Origin of the sequence: Flagellimonas sp. CMM7 (assembly GCF_021390195.1) — a bacterium.
GTDB lineage: Bacteria > Bacteroidota > Bacteroidia > Flavobacteriales > Flavobacteriaceae > Flagellimonas.
The window spans coordinates 3,952,628-3,968,078 of record NZ_CP090003.1; the positions used below are offsets into that span (position 1 = coordinate 3,952,628).

General features: G+C 36.4%; 13 protein-coding genes. 10 read left to right on the forward strand and 3 right to left on the reverse strand.

Going from position 1 to position 15,451, the window contains the following annotated elements; genetic code table 11:
• The first annotated feature begins 229 nt into the window (after window positions 1–229).
• The 4 genes from LV704_RS17845 to LV704_RS17860 all read left to right on the forward strand — a co-directional run bounded on the left by LV704_RS17845 (window position 230) and on the right by LV704_RS17860 (window position 6,470).
• Window positions 230–3,349: a glycosyl hydrolase gene (locus LV704_RS17845; protein ID WP_163422333.1), complete on the forward strand. Its 3,120-nt coding sequence runs from the start codon at window positions 230–232 to the stop codon at window positions 3,347–3,349.
• A 33-nt stretch (window positions 3,350–3,382) separates the two neighbouring features.
• Complete coding sequence (locus LV704_RS17850; protein ID WP_163422332.1) at window positions 3,383–4,603, forward strand: amidohydrolase family protein; 1,221 nt, start codon at window positions 3,383–3,385, stop codon at window positions 4,601–4,603.
• 150 nt (window positions 4,604–4,753) lie between these two features.
• The gene (locus LV704_RS17855) at window positions 4,754–5,263 is read left to right on the forward strand and encodes a hypothetical protein (RefSeq protein WP_163422330.1); all 510 of its coding nucleotides are present in this window, start codon (window positions 4,754–4,756) and stop codon (window positions 5,261–5,263) included.
• 73 nt (window positions 5,264–5,336) lie between these two features.
• Complete coding sequence (locus tag LV704_RS17860; RefSeq protein WP_317164642.1) at window positions 5,337–6,470, forward strand: MBL fold metallo-hydrolase; 1,134 nt, start codon at window positions 5,337–5,339, stop codon at window positions 6,468–6,470.
• A gap of 16 nt (window positions 6,471–6,486) precedes the next feature.
• Here the strand turns inward: LV704_RS17860 and LV704_RS17865 are convergent, their stop codons facing one another.
• A complete protein-coding gene (locus LV704_RS17865) occupies window positions 6,487–6,699 on the reverse strand; it encodes a hypothetical protein (protein ID WP_205597884.1) in 213 nt (70 codons plus the stop codon).
• Between the two features lie 475 nt (window positions 6,700–7,174).
• Here LV704_RS17865 and LV704_RS17870 point away from each other — a divergent pair, with 475 nt between their 5' ends.
• The 3 genes from LV704_RS17870 to LV704_RS17880 all read left to right on the forward strand — a co-directional run bounded on the left by LV704_RS17870 (window position 7,175) and on the right by LV704_RS17880 (window position 9,212).
• Window positions 7,175–7,366 (forward strand): cold-shock protein, encoded by a 192-nt coding sequence (locus LV704_RS17870; protein ID WP_163422329.1) that lies wholly within the window; start codon window positions 7,175–7,177, stop codon window positions 7,364–7,366.
• Window positions 7,367–7,504: 138 nt separating this feature from the next.
• Window positions 7,505–8,155 carry a hypothetical protein gene (locus tag LV704_RS17875; protein ID WP_163422327.1) on the forward strand — a complete coding sequence of 217 codons (651 nt, stop codon included), beginning with the start codon at window positions 7,505–7,507 and terminating at the stop codon, window positions 8,153–8,155.
• Window positions 8,136–9,212 carry an alpha/beta fold hydrolase gene (locus LV704_RS17880; RefSeq protein ID WP_163422326.1) on the forward strand — a complete coding sequence of 359 codons (1,077 nt, stop codon included), beginning with the start codon at window positions 8,136–8,138 and terminating at the stop codon, window positions 9,210–9,212. The genes LV704_RS17875 and LV704_RS17880 overlap by 20 nt, the downstream gene beginning before the upstream one ends.
• A gap of 33 nt (window positions 9,213–9,245) precedes the next feature.
• On the opposite strand, the gene LV704_RS17885 is transcribed toward LV704_RS17880, so the two are convergent.
• Both LV704_RS17885 and LV704_RS17890 read right to left on the reverse strand, forming a co-directional pair.
• Complete coding sequence (locus tag LV704_RS17885; protein WP_163422324.1) at window positions 9,246–9,944, reverse strand: LytTR family DNA-binding domain-containing protein; 699 nt, start codon at window positions 9,942–9,944, stop codon at window positions 9,246–9,248.
• On the reverse strand, window positions 9,934–11,001 hold the full coding sequence (locus LV704_RS17890) for a sensor histidine kinase (protein WP_163422323.1): 1,068 nt from the start codon (window positions 10,999–11,001) through the stop codon (window positions 9,934–9,936). The genes LV704_RS17885 and LV704_RS17890 overlap by 11 nt, the downstream gene beginning before the upstream one ends.
• Before the next feature lie 229 nt (window positions 11,002–11,230).
• On the opposite strand from LV704_RS17890, the gene LV704_RS17895 reads away from it, so the two are divergent.
• From LV704_RS17895 to LV704_RS17905, 3 genes are all read left to right on the forward strand, one after another.
• Window positions 11,231–13,645 carry a TonB-dependent receptor domain-containing protein gene (locus tag LV704_RS17895; RefSeq protein WP_233782080.1) on the forward strand — a complete coding sequence of 805 codons (2,415 nt, stop codon included), beginning with the start codon at window positions 11,231–11,233 and terminating at the stop codon, window positions 13,643–13,645.
• A gap of 188 nt (window positions 13,646–13,833) precedes the next feature.
• Window positions 13,834–14,268, forward strand: a complete 435-nt coding sequence (locus LV704_RS17900; protein WP_233782081.1) for a DUF4242 domain-containing protein — start codon at window positions 13,834–13,836, stop codon at window positions 14,266–14,268.
• Window positions 14,269–14,356: 88 nt separating this feature from the next.
• Window positions 14,357–15,448: a nickel-binding protein gene (locus LV704_RS17905; RefSeq protein ID WP_233782082.1), complete on the forward strand. Its 1,092-nt coding sequence runs from the start codon at window positions 14,357–14,359 to the stop codon at window positions 15,446–15,448.
• The last annotated feature ends 3 nt before the right edge of the window (window positions 15,449–15,451 follow it).

Consider the following 15,451-nt stretch of genomic DNA (forward strand, 5'->3'; position numbering starts at 1 on the left):
GTTGAGGGATTTTTAGATAGACTAAGTTTATTCATCTTCGAAACCTCAAGGCTTCACTTATAAAACTTGTGTTAAAGCTATACTTAGGTAAAGAATACTAGGAGGATAGCATTGAAATATTAATCGGTCATATTGACTTTATGATGGTGATAATACGATATCTTTATAACTACAATTTTATAAACAGACTATCATCATGATTTTGAAATCCAACCAAATTAAATGGAGTATGCTTTTACTAGTTACACTTAGTCTTAGCATGTGTTTTATCACTGTTGCACAAACCAAATCTACTAACGGTCAAATAGATAAAAAGCTGTATCAAACCTTGACATATCGTAATATTGGTCCGTATAGAGGAGGAAGGTCCACAACCGTAGCTGGTTTGGCTGATGATATTTTCACCTATTATATGGGTGCTACGGGTGGTGGTGTATGGAAAACTACTGATGGCGGAAATACATGGAACAATATTTCGGATGGGTTTTTTAATACTACGGGTATTGGCGATATTACCATAGCGCCTTCAGACCCCAATATCATATATGTGGGTACAGGAGAATCACCGGTTCGTGGAGTTAAAACTTCTCATGGAGATGGACTTTATAAATCTATTGATGCTGGCAAAACCTGGAAACATATGGGCCTGGCCGCTACTCGCCATATTAGTGATGTTTATGTACATCCTACAAACCCAGATAAAGTATATGTAGCCGCACAAGGGAACCCTTGGGGGCCAAATGAAGAACGTGGAGTGTACCTATCAGAAGATGGAGGGGTAAGTTGGGAGAAGATTTTATATGTGAACCAAGATTCGGGGATTGTTGACATGACTGTAGATGCCAATAATCCTAATTTTATGATGGTTGCTTCCTGGGATTTTCATCGTAAACCATGGGTAGTACAAAGTGGTGGACCAGCTAGTCGAATTTATAAAACGACGGATGCGGGTAAAACTTGGAAAGAGATTACCAAAGGTCTACCTGAACTAAAGGGTAAGATGGGAATTTCTATTTCCCCTGCCAATCCTAATATTGTTTACATAGCTATTGATGCCTTGGGGGAAAAGGCAGGGGTATACCGCTCAGATGACGCAGGAGAGAGCTTTAAACAAACGACCAATGACGCAACAACCTATGCCAGGTCTTGGTATTACATGCATATTATTGCAGACCCCAATGATGAAGATGAATTATGGGTCATGAACAGTTTTGCAATGAAATCTATTGATGGCGGTAAAACCTTTGAAGGTATTATGGGAAGCCATGTAGATCATCACGATTTATGGATCAATCCCAATAATAGTGATATCATGATCAATGCCAATGATGGAGGAGGTTCAGTAACCTACAACGGCGGAAAAACCTGGTCTACATTGATGAATCAGCCCACAGGGCAGTTTTATAGGGCAATTACGGATAATCAATACCCTTATAGGGTTTATTCTGGACAACAGGATAACAGTACCATAGCGATTGATAGTAGGGTGGTTGATGATGGTATTGGGGAAATGCATTGGGATGTAATGCGTGCGGGAGAATCTTCTACAGTAGCCTTAGATCCGGATAATCCTAGATATGTGTATTCCACTTATTTTGCAAGCAACTTTGTAGAATGGGATCGGGATATTGATAATACGCGTATGGTGCGGCCTTATCCAGAACGGGTAACTGGTGAACAACCTAAAAACTTAAAGTATCGTGCCAATTGGAATGGTCCGGTAATTGTTTCTCCCCATAATCCAAATGTGATTTATTATGGATCTCAATACATGATGAAGTCTTCTGACAGAGGAGTGACTTGGGATGTTATCAGCGAAGACCTTACTCGTAATGACAAGGAGCACCAAGGTAAAGGTGGTAAACCAATCAGCAACGAGCAGATTACTGCTGAGAGTTACAATAACTTATTCAATATAGAGGAGTCACCCGTTAAAGAAGGTGTTATTTGGGTAGGGTCTGATGATGGCTTGGTCCACTTGACACAAGATGGCGGCAACAGTTGGACCAATGTTACTCCAAAGGGGCTCAAAGAAAGTATTATCAATGTGGTAGAACCTTCACCTCACGATGCAGCAACAGCTTACATAGCGGTGGCTGGGTATAAACTAAATGACTTTACCCCTCATATTTATAAAACAAATAACTATGGTAAATCTTGGGAGAAAGTTGTAAACGGCTTGCCTGGTGATACATTTGCCAGAAGTGTTAGAGAAGATCCAGACCGTAAAGGATTGCTTTATGCCGGTACCGAAACAGGCGTATTTGTTTCTTTTAATGATGGAAAACTATGGCTGCCCTTGCAGAACAATTTACCAGAAGTTCCCATTACGGATTTACGGGTAAAACGCCAAGATTTGGTAGTTGCCACTCAAGGACGAGCACTTTGGATTTTGGATGACCTTACTCCATTGCATCAGATAACAGATGAAGTTGCCAAAACGGATTATTTTCTTTACAAACCCCGTGATGTTCATGCAGAGCTTTCTGTGGCCTATAGTATTGATGGAGGTTATGGGGAAAATCCACCTCAAGGGGCTCAGATTCATTACGCCTTAAATAAGGAGGTTTCCGAAAACACCCCAATGTCCATAGAAATTATGGATAGTACAGGACAGGTAATCCATGCAGAGTTTACAGATTACCCAAGGGTTGGTTGTGATACGCTGGTAAAACCTCAGTTAAAAAGAAAGCTGGGGGCGCATAGATATCAATGGAATATGAAAATAGGCCGATTTGACTGTCTGAAAGAACTGTATACAACCAATCGTGATTTAACGGCATATAATGCAGCACCTGGAAACTATAAAGTCCGCTTTAAGGTAGGAGAGTTTAGTCAAACCCAAGATTTTGAGATTAAAATTGATCCTCGCATTGCGAACAGTATAGATAATGTTGCTGCTGCCTATGTTGAGCGAGACAAAATATCAAAGTCTATTTACAATGGTGCTACTGAAATGGCAAAAGGTGTGCGCGACCTTCACAAGATTAAACAACAATTGGATTTTATACTGGGAGTTTCCAAAGATCAAAATATAAAAGAAAAAGGAGCTGCACTTAATCAGAACATAGATATTTGGATATCTAAGATTCTTCAAAAAGAAATGCGTACATACCAAAGCAATTATATGTTTGAGGCCCGTCTTTTAATAAAGTTCAAAGATTTCCTTAATAGAATAGGAAAAGGAAACTTACCTATGACGCCGGGAGTGCGAGAGGTGACCAAAGATTATCTGCAACAATGGAATACATTAAATGGTCAATTGCAAAATATTAAAAATCAAGAAGTTAGTAGCTATAACCTATTACTAAAGCAAGCTGGTTTGCCTGAGTTGTATTGGCCAAATTAAACTCTGAAAAATAGTAATACAATACACAGTAAAATGAAAGTAATCATAACCCTTGTATTATTGACTTTAGCATTAAGCCTTAATGCCCAAAACATCTACATTAAAAATGTGAAGTTGTTTGATGGTAGTAACAACAAAATCACATTTGGATCTGCGGTCAAAATAAAAGGGAAAACAATAGAATGGATAGGGGAACAATTGAATCAGGACCCATCTGGATATGAAGTAATTAACGGCCTAGGTTACTTCCTTATGCCAGGGATGATAGATGCGCACACACATATAAGTGATTTTAAGGCTGCGGAACGGGCCTTAATGTCTGGCGTTACTACCGTGCGGTCTGCTAGCACAAAATTCTATCAAGATGTAACCCTTGGCAATCTGGCCAAAAAGGGAGTTATACCAGGTCCTGACTTTGTAAGTGCAGGAGTGTATGTTACCCCTAATTTAGGAGAAACTATATTATCAGATGTTAGATTGAGTAATCTTAGCAAAGGCGTTTATTCTGAAGAAGCCCTTCGCCAACTGGTAAGAATCAATGCCGAACGAGGAGTGGGCGTTATTAAAACTAGGGGTACTGAACGGGCGGGACTGCCAGAAACTGACCCAAGACAACAAACCTATACCAAAGAACAACTAAGCATAGTAGTTGATGAAGCAGCCAAACATAATTTAAAGGTGATGGTGCATGCCCATGGCGATGAAGGAGGTCGTGCAGCTGCTGAGGCCGGGGTAGTAAGCATTGAACATGGAACTTTTCTAAGTAGAGAAACCCTTGAGCTAATGAAGAAAAAAGGAATCTTTTTGGTCCCCACTTTTATAACCATTGAAGACTTAAAAGTTCCAGGAGGCGAATACAGTAACCCAACACTTGAACTGCGTGGAAGGTTTATGCTTGTTGAGGCAGAAAGAACGATCAAGGATGCGTTGAATATTGGAGTGAAAATGGCAACTGGTGCCGATAATGATTATAGTGCAGAAAGCACCACACGAGTTTCTTTAGAAGCAGAACATTTTGTTAGGTTGGGAATGACAAATTTTCAAGCATTAGAGGCCGCCACAAAAAATGGGGCGGAACTTCTAGGGCTTACCAACCAGATTGGAACATTGGAATCTGGTAAGGAAGCAGATATGATTCTACTACCTAGCAACCCTTTAGAGGATATTGTGGCGCTCCAAGATGTTTTATTGGTAATAAGTAACGGAAAGGTGGCTTTGAAACGAATTCCTTTTGCCCTTAAAAGCGATGAGTAACAATATGGTTGTCAGATGAATAGTCACTTAAAAGTATACATAATGCATACTTTTTTGATATCGTTAAAGTTTTAATAATTACGTGAATGCTGATTATTTGGCTTTTAGCATTTCATATATTTATAAACGTAGTCTTAGATAACTGGTCTTATGAGGCATTTGTTTGTTTTCCTTTTTGTTTCTCTGTATTCCTTACTTGCAATAGGTCAACAAGGTGTTGAGGTACCAGATACCAACGCAAATGTACTCCCAAGGTTTACTATTGATGGAATTGGTTACCCTGTAGGTGTTAACGACGAGATTTACAAAAGACTTACAATGGAGTATAGAATTTCAGAAAAATTACAGATTCAACTACAACACTTCTATGATAAATTTGGAACGCATGAGCAAACAGGCTCTTCATTGCTTTTAAAATGGTACGTTAAAAAGAAGCTTTACCTAATCGCAGGCGGAGAAGCTCAATATGATATCAACCAATTTACGGGTCAACATGAACTTATGCAGACTAATTTAAACATTGGAATGGGGTATGAGGTCAACCCTAATTTATTACTGGAACTTGGTTTTCGGTCCCGGACAAATTCCAAAAAAGCGACAATTGGTAATTTTGGAAGACCTGTAAATCCTAATGCCTTTTCTCTACGGGCAAGTTTTTAGAATAAAAGCATTGCTTCTCCTTACTTTTGTTTCTTTCCAATTCTTGTAATTGTCGTTGAAAAACAAAACATCATTGAAAACAATTAAAAAATACCTAAAACGAATGTTGGTAATTATACTTTCCTTGATTGGATTCTTAGTAATTGCATATCTACTTTTTGTGAATTTCTATCCAAGTTTTGGTGGAGATGTATCCAAAGAGCAACAAAAGGAATATGCCAAATCATTGAATTATAATGGAAAGAAATTTGTAAACAAAAATGACGTTCCAAAAGATTTAAGCTTTGGGGAAACGGTAAACCTTGCCTACAAATTCTTTACGACAAAAGTTCCTAGTGGCAGCCCGGACAACGATATAAAGGTTGAAAAATTGGATTCCGTAAATGTGGCCGATTTTAAAAATGATACCCGGCTCGTTTGGTATGGACATTCTGCTTTTTTAGTGCAAGTTGAGGGTAAAAATGTTTTGATAGACCCCATGTTTGGAACTGTTGCTGCACCACATCCATTATTGGGCGGAAATCGCTTCAATAAAGAAATGCCTCTGGAAATTGAGAAGCTACCGAATATAGATGTAGTGCTTATCTCACATGACCATTATGACCATTTAGACTATGAATCCATTACCAAGTTAAAAGACAAGGTGGATATGTTTTATACCCCGCTGGGAGTGGGTGTACATTTAAAAGAATGGGGGGTTGAAAGCAATCGTATAGTTGAGCTTGATTGGTGGCAAGAAGCAAATTATAAAGACTTGTTATTTGCCTGCACACCGGCACAACATTTTTCTGGGCGTAAATTTGGAAGTGAACAGAGTACTTTATGGAGCTCCTGGGTACTTACATCTACAAATGACAAGCTCTTTTTTAGTGGAGACAGTGGTTACGGAAGCCATTTTAAGGAAATAGGTGACAAATATGGCCCATTTGATTTTGCTATGATGGAATGCGGCCAATACAACGCTATGTGGCCAGATATACATATGTTTCCGGAAGAAACCGCTCAGGCAGGTGTAGACGTGAAAGCAAAAGTTATTATGCCTATTCACTGGGGTGGATTTAAATTGGCACTACATAGTTGGATAGATCCAATAGAACGCGTTGTAAAAAAAGGAGCTGAATTAAATATTCCTATCGCAACTCCAAAAATAGGGGAGGTAATCAACCCAAAAGATTCTTTGCAGGTTTATGATGTTTGGTGGAAGTAATTTATGTTATGGGCGCTTATAGTTGGTTGAAAAGAGTATGAATTTGTATTTCTTTATGTTTTCCCTTTAACCGAACGGTACCTAAAGATGTTGATAAGAAAGTATCGCTAATTTTTAAATCTTTTAATAGCGCATCAGAAATCAGTAAATGGACATTGTGTCTGTTGCATTCCCCTTGTATTCGAGCCGAAGTATTGATAACATCTCCTTGATAGGCCAACAAAAGCATGATGAAGAACTATAGTTGAAAAGGGTATCTGTAGAAAATCTGCTGTTGGTGAAATACCATCGTTATCTCCAATGCCAAAATATTGGAATATCCCAAATAACCCCATTGCTATTGACCAAAATTAGAGCGACTTCCAAAGAAGGCTAAAAAAATTCTTGAAATTTCTGTTCACCTAAAATTTTATTAAGATTAGTTTTCTAACAGTATTTCATTAAAAATGTAGTCCTTGCAATGTGTTTTTTTAATAAACCATAAAAAAAAGGAAGGGTATAAAAATAACGCAATTACAATGTCAAATAACAAATTTATCCTAATGAATATAGCCCTTTACACGTTTTCCGACAGTGTATTATGAAGACAATTTTATTTTTATTTCGGTAAAATACAGAAAATTAAACACGTTAATTGGCTATATATCAAATTAATGGCTCCATATTTGCAGTTCAAATAGTATAATAATTTTAATTACATTACAATGAGTAAAGGAACAGTAAAATTTTTCAACGACACTAAAGGTTTTGGTTTTATCACTGAAGAAGGAGTTGAAAAAGATCACTTTGTACACATTTCTGGATTGGTAGACGAAATTCGTGAAGGCGATGAAGTTGAATTTGATCTACAAGAAGGTAAAAAAGGATTGAATGCAGTAAACGTAAAAGTTATCTAGTACATATACTTTCAAGTTTTACAAAAAGCCCATCAGCAATGATGGGCTTTTTTTATTTGAAATTCAAAAAAATGATTTTTTGACAAATGTTTTGGTCAAATCTACAGGTACATTTGGCTTTCATCATCAAATCATAAAATGAACAGATACTGTTTTGTCTTTCTGTGCCTATGGTGCAGTACATTGACAGCTCAAAACTTAACCAATTCTGAGATTAATCCCCAAACCCCTTCTACTAGTTTCTTAGATAAAACAGAATTCAGAGCAGGCTATTATGGGAATTTTTATTGGAATCCAGGTCTAACATTTGGAGCTGAATACCTTTGGAAAGAGAAGGTTCTTACCAAAAAGAAAAAGCGGAGAACAAAAGTTATTACAAAACAATGGTTGCTCAATGGAACGTTAGGTCTTAGCTGGGACCCCAGAACAGAACTGGGTGTTTTCACGAATTACGGAATTCTCTGGCGTAGGACCAATACCAAAGGAAAACAGATTAATATTCAATTTAACCCGCTGGGCTTTTACCGCGCATTTTTACCAGAAACTTATGAAGTATCTGGTGATGATGTAAACAAAGTTTTTCTTCCAGGCAGAAACTATTATGCCCCGTCTTTTTCCTTTGGTTTTGGAAAATCACGAAAGGGCAAGAAACTAACTGGTAGGTATCTCAACTTTACTTATATGCTCCGAACTCCTTATAACGCCAATTCTCTGCCTTCATTCGCTATTGAATACGGTTATCGTTTAAACTTCAAAAAGAAAAAGAAAAATGCAAAAGATGGTTTATAATCAAGGAAAAAAAGTGTTGTTTTTACTCTCATTTTTCATTGTTCTCTCCTGTGCTAAAGAGGATATTGATGATTTGAGTGATACACTATATGTGCGCCACAAGGGTGCGGATATGCCCGCGCATATTTATGGTAACGCTTCAGAAAAAGTATTTCTTATCATTCTGCATGGAGGCCCTGGAGGAGATGGATTGACCTATCGTTCTGGAACCATTAAAAGTGAGATTGAAAAAACTTGTGCTGTTGTTTATTTTGATCAACGCGGTTCAGGGATGTCGCAAGGGAGATATTCAAAAGATGAAATTAGTGTGGATATAATGGCTGAAGATGTTCTGGCGTTGGTGAAAGTAATACAACATAAATATGGAGATGATTCCCAGTTCTTTTTGATGGGACATAGCTGGGGAGGAACTCTTGGAACAGCTGTTATGCTAAAAGATCAAGATGCTTTTAGAGGGTGGATAGAAGTTGATGGTGCCCATGATGCGAAAGGAATATACTTTGAATACCCTGATAATTTCAGAAGGGTGGCTGATGAACAGATTGCTGCAAATAGGAGCGTTTCCTTTTGGGAGCGTGTGAAAGATAAAATTGATGGGGTGGATACAACAACCTATTCGGATGATGATTTTTATACTATGAATCGTGAGGCTTATAAAGCTGAAGAAAAATTAGCCAAAGATAGGATCATCAATAAAATTAAAAGCCGCATTCAAGGAGAACTGGCCGCCACTGCATTTTTTAAAAATAATTTTTTAACCGTTAGGTGGAGCGGTTCACGTACACAATCTATTTTAGTTGGAGATCAAGGTATTTTTGAAAACTTGTCCTATGCGAATAGACTCAATGAAATTACGATACCTTCTTTAGTGCTCTGGGGCAAGTATGATATGGTGGTACCGACCAAGTTTGCACAAGATGCGTTTGAAGGTCTTGGTTCTACCTCAAAAGAATTGGTCATTTTTGAGGATTCTGGACACTCACCCATGCTCGTTGAACCTGATTTATTTGCTGAAGAGGTAATTGATTTTATCAATGAACACAAAGAAGTAAACTAGTCCAATAAAACATGTAAAAAACATAGCTTTAACTCATTTGAAAAACTGCATGTTATGCTTGTAGCCATTGCCAATAGGAATTTCTATTTTACCGATTTCCACATCGTTTTTGGTATATGCCGTAATTTTTTCGCTATTCACGATGTATGAACGGTGCAAGCGAATAAAACGGCTGTCAACACGTTTTTCAAAATTGGAGATACTTTCTTTTATGACAAGTGTCTCCTTTTCCAGATGAATTTTTATGTAGTCCCTTAAGCTTTCCGTATAGAGAATATCATTTAGAACTACCTTGATTTGTTTTTTGGCCTTATTAACAAATATATATTCACTTTTGTGATTGGCAATGGTTGGTTCCCTGCTAATTTCAATGGTATTCTGTTGCTTCAAAAACTTTTGAATGGACGAGAAAAAACGTTCAAAAAATATTGGTTTTAATAGATAATCCACTGCGTTTAACTCAAAACCATCCAAAGCGTAATCCCTATAAGCAGTGGTGAAGATGACCTTTGGTTTATATACCAGATTTTTAAAAAAATCAGTTCCTTTTAATGCTGGCATTTCAATATCTAAAAATAGTAAATCCACTTTTTTAGAGCTTAGAATGGAACTCGCATGTATAGCACTTGAACAAGAAGCCAACAATTCAAAATTGGGAATTTTCTCCAGATAAGTTTCAAGGAGTTCCCTGGCCAAAGGCTCATCATCAATGATCAGACATTTATACGTCATACATGTCCAATTTTAAATTGGCAGTAAAAGAATTTGATTTATTTTCAATGATTAAATCATAAGCTTTGGGATATAACAATTCCAATTGTTTTTTAATATTTTGAAGTCCAATAGATTCCTTCTCCACAAAAGACTTAGCATTAAGTGGTTTACTGTTTTCAACTTTAAAAACGAGTTGCTCCCTTATTTTTGATATGTTGATATTGATGTTAGCTTGATTCACCTCATTGGCGACCCCATGTTTAAAAGCATTTTCAACAAATGTGAGCAATAATAAAGGGGCTACTTTTTCTTGACCGGCAACGTTTTTACTAAAGAATATTTTCACTCTATTGGCATAACGTATCTTTTCAAGGGACAAATAGTTTTCAATAAGCGCTATTTCCTTATCCAAAGACACATATTCATCATTGCACCGGTAGAGAATATAATCCAAAATCTCTGATAGTTTTTGAATGACCTTAGGAGCGTTATCTGATTTCTTTAATGTTAAAGCATACAGGTTGTTCAATGTATTGAACAAAAAATGAGGGTTCAGTTGATTTTTTAGGGCCAAAAGTTCTGCAGTTTTCTTTTGTTCATTTAACCTTAGCAAACGTTGTTTCTCTGTATATAATTTCAATACTGACAATAGAAAAGTTGGGTACAAAAGATATAGCGATTTTGATATAAACTCACTAATGTTTGTTAATCTGCCCCAAAAAGAAGCATCTTCAAATCGTTTTAGATAATTGGCATAGGTAGCAGGATAGTTGGGTTCAAAATAGGCCATATTAATCAACGTACAAATAACATAAAAAGCCAATAATGTAATTACAATTAAAAGTACAAAGGCCAATGTTTTTCCCTTGTTTAAAAGGTTTGGAATCAAAATCTCCAGAATTACATAGGCCATTGCAATCTGAAGTAATGCTCGAACGGCATAAGTGATAACTAACTCGTTGGTTGTGGTATAATACCAACTGGAGGCAGAAGCTGAAAAAGCAAAAATCAACAGCCCAAACACAAGGTATTTGAACTTTGAAACTTCCAAAAAATTTTGAACCTGATGTAGCATAACATGTTCTATTGAATATAAAGGTACAAATCTAAAAAAGCTCTCTCCAATAAAGCCTTCCAACTACAGGTAAGCGATGCCAAAGAAAGGTTAATCGTAGACGAATGCATTAAACGCTAGCTATCAATCATTTGGCATCGTTAGCTACTTTTCTAACCATCTTTTTTAGAGCGCGCACAACCTCCTTATAGTTTAGTCTTCAAATTGAAATTTTATTCAAATGAATTGTATGCAAAAACCAATGGTTACCAAGGGGCAAAATTCACTTAATCAAAGAAAAATAATGATGAACCAGTTTATATTGATCGTTTGTAGTTTCTTCATTTCTATATCCTTTTACGGACAAAAGGGAACTATTGCAGGAACAGTATTGGATAAGGATTCGCAAGAACCAATACCCTATGCCAATGTGGTCATAAAATCTAACGATGAAATTACTACTGGAGGCATTACGAATGAACAGGGAAATTTTACAATTAATGAAATATCCTTTGGAAGTTATGATGTTGAAGTTCAATTTATAGGGTACAAAACCTTAATTCTTCCTATTTCAGTTAGTAAATCAATCCGAAGAGTCAATTTGGGAGGGCTATTTATTGAAGAAGATGCAGTAGCTCTTGAGGCGGTAGAAGTATCTGTAGAGCGTTCTACAATTGAACAGAAAATTGATAGAAAGGTCATCAATGTAGGTAAAGATTTAACCACGGTTGGGGCCTCAGCTAGTGATATAATGGGAAACATTCCTTCAGTAAGCATTAATCAAGATGGGGATATTTCGCTTCGTGGAAATGAAAATGTTCGTGTTCTAATAGATGGTAAGCCTACCAATATTAGTGCTCGAGAGCTCTTGCAACAGATACCATCAACATCAATTAAAACTATTGAATTGATTACAAACCCCACTGCCAAATATAACCCTGAGGGTATGAGTGGGATCATCAACATCACCTTAAAAAAGAATACCAATTTGGGCTTTAATGGATCTATAAATTCGGGGTTCACCTACGGGGAACGCGCTAGATATAACAACTCGCTTAGTTTAAACTATAGGGCTGGAAAAACTAATTTTTACGGGAGTTATGGTAATAGACTGGGTAAAAGCACAACAGATGGCAGTGTAACCAGAACAGTGGAAAATACCAATCAACTTACAAAGAGTTACACGGAAAATAACTCGCATCTATTCAAAATGGGATTGGATTACTTCATCAATGATAAAAATACGTTATCTATCTACACCAATCAAAACCTATTTGAAACTATAATAGATGGTAGCAGAGCAATTCGTTTTTTTGATAACCCTTCTGCAAATTTTATACGAATGGATATCACAAATAATGATAATGTCAATGCGACCTATAATGCTGATTTTAAACACACTTTTGCCAAAGAAGGGCATAGTATTGAATTGGAAGTAGATTACAATACTCTGGAAAGCGATAAGGAGTATGATTTTAGCTTTACTGGAAATAGTCTTATAGACGATTATGAGGAATTCATTGAAGACACTAGAGCAAATACCACGATAAATTTGGATTATGTAAATCCACTTTCATCAAATGCCACTTTAGAAATAGGTCTGGAAACCCGTTTGCGGCGCACCGATAATTCCTATGACACAGGCAATCCAAATTTTAACAACTCGATCTTTTCATACGATAGAAATATCTATTCTTTGTATGCCACTTTTAGTCAAAAAATAAATAAGTGGCAATATAATCTAGGGTTACGATTAGAAGATTATAGTGTTGATTCGAAGTTTAATGAAGTTGGGGAAGCTGAATTTAATTTTACAGATAACTTGTTCAATATATATCCGTCAGGGTTTTTAAAATATGCTCCTGATGAAGAACAGAAAAATACCTATCAATTAAGTTTTAGTAAGCGTATAGATCGTCCTTCCTTGAATCAAATCAATCCAATACGGCAGATAAATACGCCGCAAATCATAATTACTGGGAATCCCGCTCTTGTTCCCCAATTTACCAATTCCATAGAATTAAATTATAGCAGAAAATTGACCAAAGGTAGTTTTACAGTAGGTGGTTTTTACCGAAGAATCAACGATGAAATTAATAGAAGAGGCTTTTTTGATGAAGTTGACCCAAATCTATTGATTGTAGATTACGACAATTTTGACAGTAACAATGCTTACGGATTTGAGTTTTCGTCCAACTATCGTCCAACCAATTGGTGGAGTATTAATGGTAGTTTTGATGTCTATTCAAGAACCCAAAAAGGGTTTATTGAAAATGAAAGCGTACAGGTAAGCAATACCTTATTGAACGCCAAATTGAACAATAGCTTTAAAGCTACGAAAGACCTTACTTTTCAACTATTTACATTTTTCAGCGGCAAGCAAAAAATATTACAATATGAGCTTAAAGAAAATTTCTTTATGAATGCCGGTGCACGCTACAACATTGCAAAGGGCAAGGGAACCCTTAGCCTTAACTTCAATGACATTTTTAGAACACAGCGTTTTGCTTTTGAAACCTATAGGACAATAATCCAAGAAGGGGAGTTTAAAAGAGATAGCCGTTCCGTCTATCTAGGGCTTGCATATCGTTTTGGTAGTGGTAAAAACAAAGGTCTAAAACGTAAAAAACGCGATAAAAACGTAAAAGCAGATAAGTTTTTGTAGTTGGCGTTCTTGGCTATAGTTATCCTTTTTAAAAAGTATATAAGTTATTACTTGGTAAATGGAAAGCGAGGAGGGTGAGGCACTTAAACAAGATTATGAACCAAAAGTAGAGTTATTTGAACCAAATGAATACATTCTTGATTTAACGATACGGTAGTTTTGAAGGATTAATATTAAAAATGTATATCATGAATTCTTCAAAGAACAATCAAAAACCCAGAACGACAGATAAAATAATTACCTGTAAAACAATTCAAATGACCTTAATGCTAATAGTCGTTATGACAAATTATGCTTTGGGGCAACAACAAAAAGAAAATCAAGAAATAACCAAAAACGAAACTATTATGAAAACATTTGTGATTGAACGAATCATTCCTGGCGCAGGAGACCTGACCGCAGAACAATTAAAAGGTATATCACAGACATCATGTACCGTATTAAAGGAAATGGGACCAAAAATTAAATGGCAACATAGTTACGTAACAGGGGATAAGGTGTATTGCGTGTATAATGCTGAAAATAAAAAATTAGTAGAAGAGCATGCACAAAAGGGAGGTTTCCCTGCAAATTCAACAAATGAAGTTGCAACAGTAATAAGTCCTGCTACAGCTAACGAATAAACCTCAGAGAGGCTGCTCTAACCAATTATGGCCTCTCTAAATTATTTATTAATATCTTAAAAGAAAATTACCAACCATGCCTATTTATATGGATTTTCATGACGTGCCAAAAGGTATTACTGCAAAACACGTTGCCGAGATGCATCAGGCAGATTTAAAAATTGAACATAAGTATAATTGTCGTGGCTTAACCTATTGGTGCGATGAAAGAAGGCAAACCGCATTTTGTTTAATTGAAGCTCCAAACAAAAAGGCTATTATAGAATTGCACAAGCAGGCGCATGGCGATGTTCCGCAACGAATTATAGAAGTAAACGATACAATAGTAGAGTCTTTTCTAGGCCGAATAGTTGACCCGGAAAAATCACAAAATACAAAACTGAACATCATTAATGACCCCGCATTTCGCACGTTAATGGTAGTCAAGTTGAGAAAAAACACATTAAGAAAATCAGGTGTAAATACTCTCAACGCAGCACTCCGCGGCTATAAGAAATCTATTATCAATTTGGCCAGTACTCACGAAGGGCGGGTAGTTAAGCAAGAAACAGGTTATTTTCTAATGTCTTTTGCTTGTGTAACAAATGCTGTTTCATGTGCTATAAACATTCAAGAATTGCATAACGTTGTTATTACGCCAGACATAGATTTTAAAATTGGAATAAGTGCGGGTATTCCGGTCACTAAAAAAGAAAACATATTTGAAGACACGATACAAATGGCCGGATATTTATGTGATATTGTCAAAGGAAATTTGACAATATCATCTGAGGTACGTGATTTATACGAAAGTGAAAACCAGAATACAATCAATAACACTTCATCAATTAATGTACTAAGTAAGGTAGATACCGATTTTATAATACGATTAATGGAATATACAGAAGCGGCATGGGTTGATTCAAATACAACTGCAACGGATTTTGGGCAAAAATTAGGGTATAGTAAGTCCAAACTGTATAGAACCATGATGACCCTAATTGGAAAATCTCCAAACAGTTATTTAAAAGATTACAGATTAAAAAAAGCACTCCAATTAATGGATGAACGAACATCAAACATTTCTGAGATTGCTTATAGGACAGGCTTTACCAGCCCTACTTACTTTTCAAAATGCTTTCAAGAAATTTACGGTATACTACCGTCAAATTATATGAAACAGACTGCGGTTAAACCTTAAGGA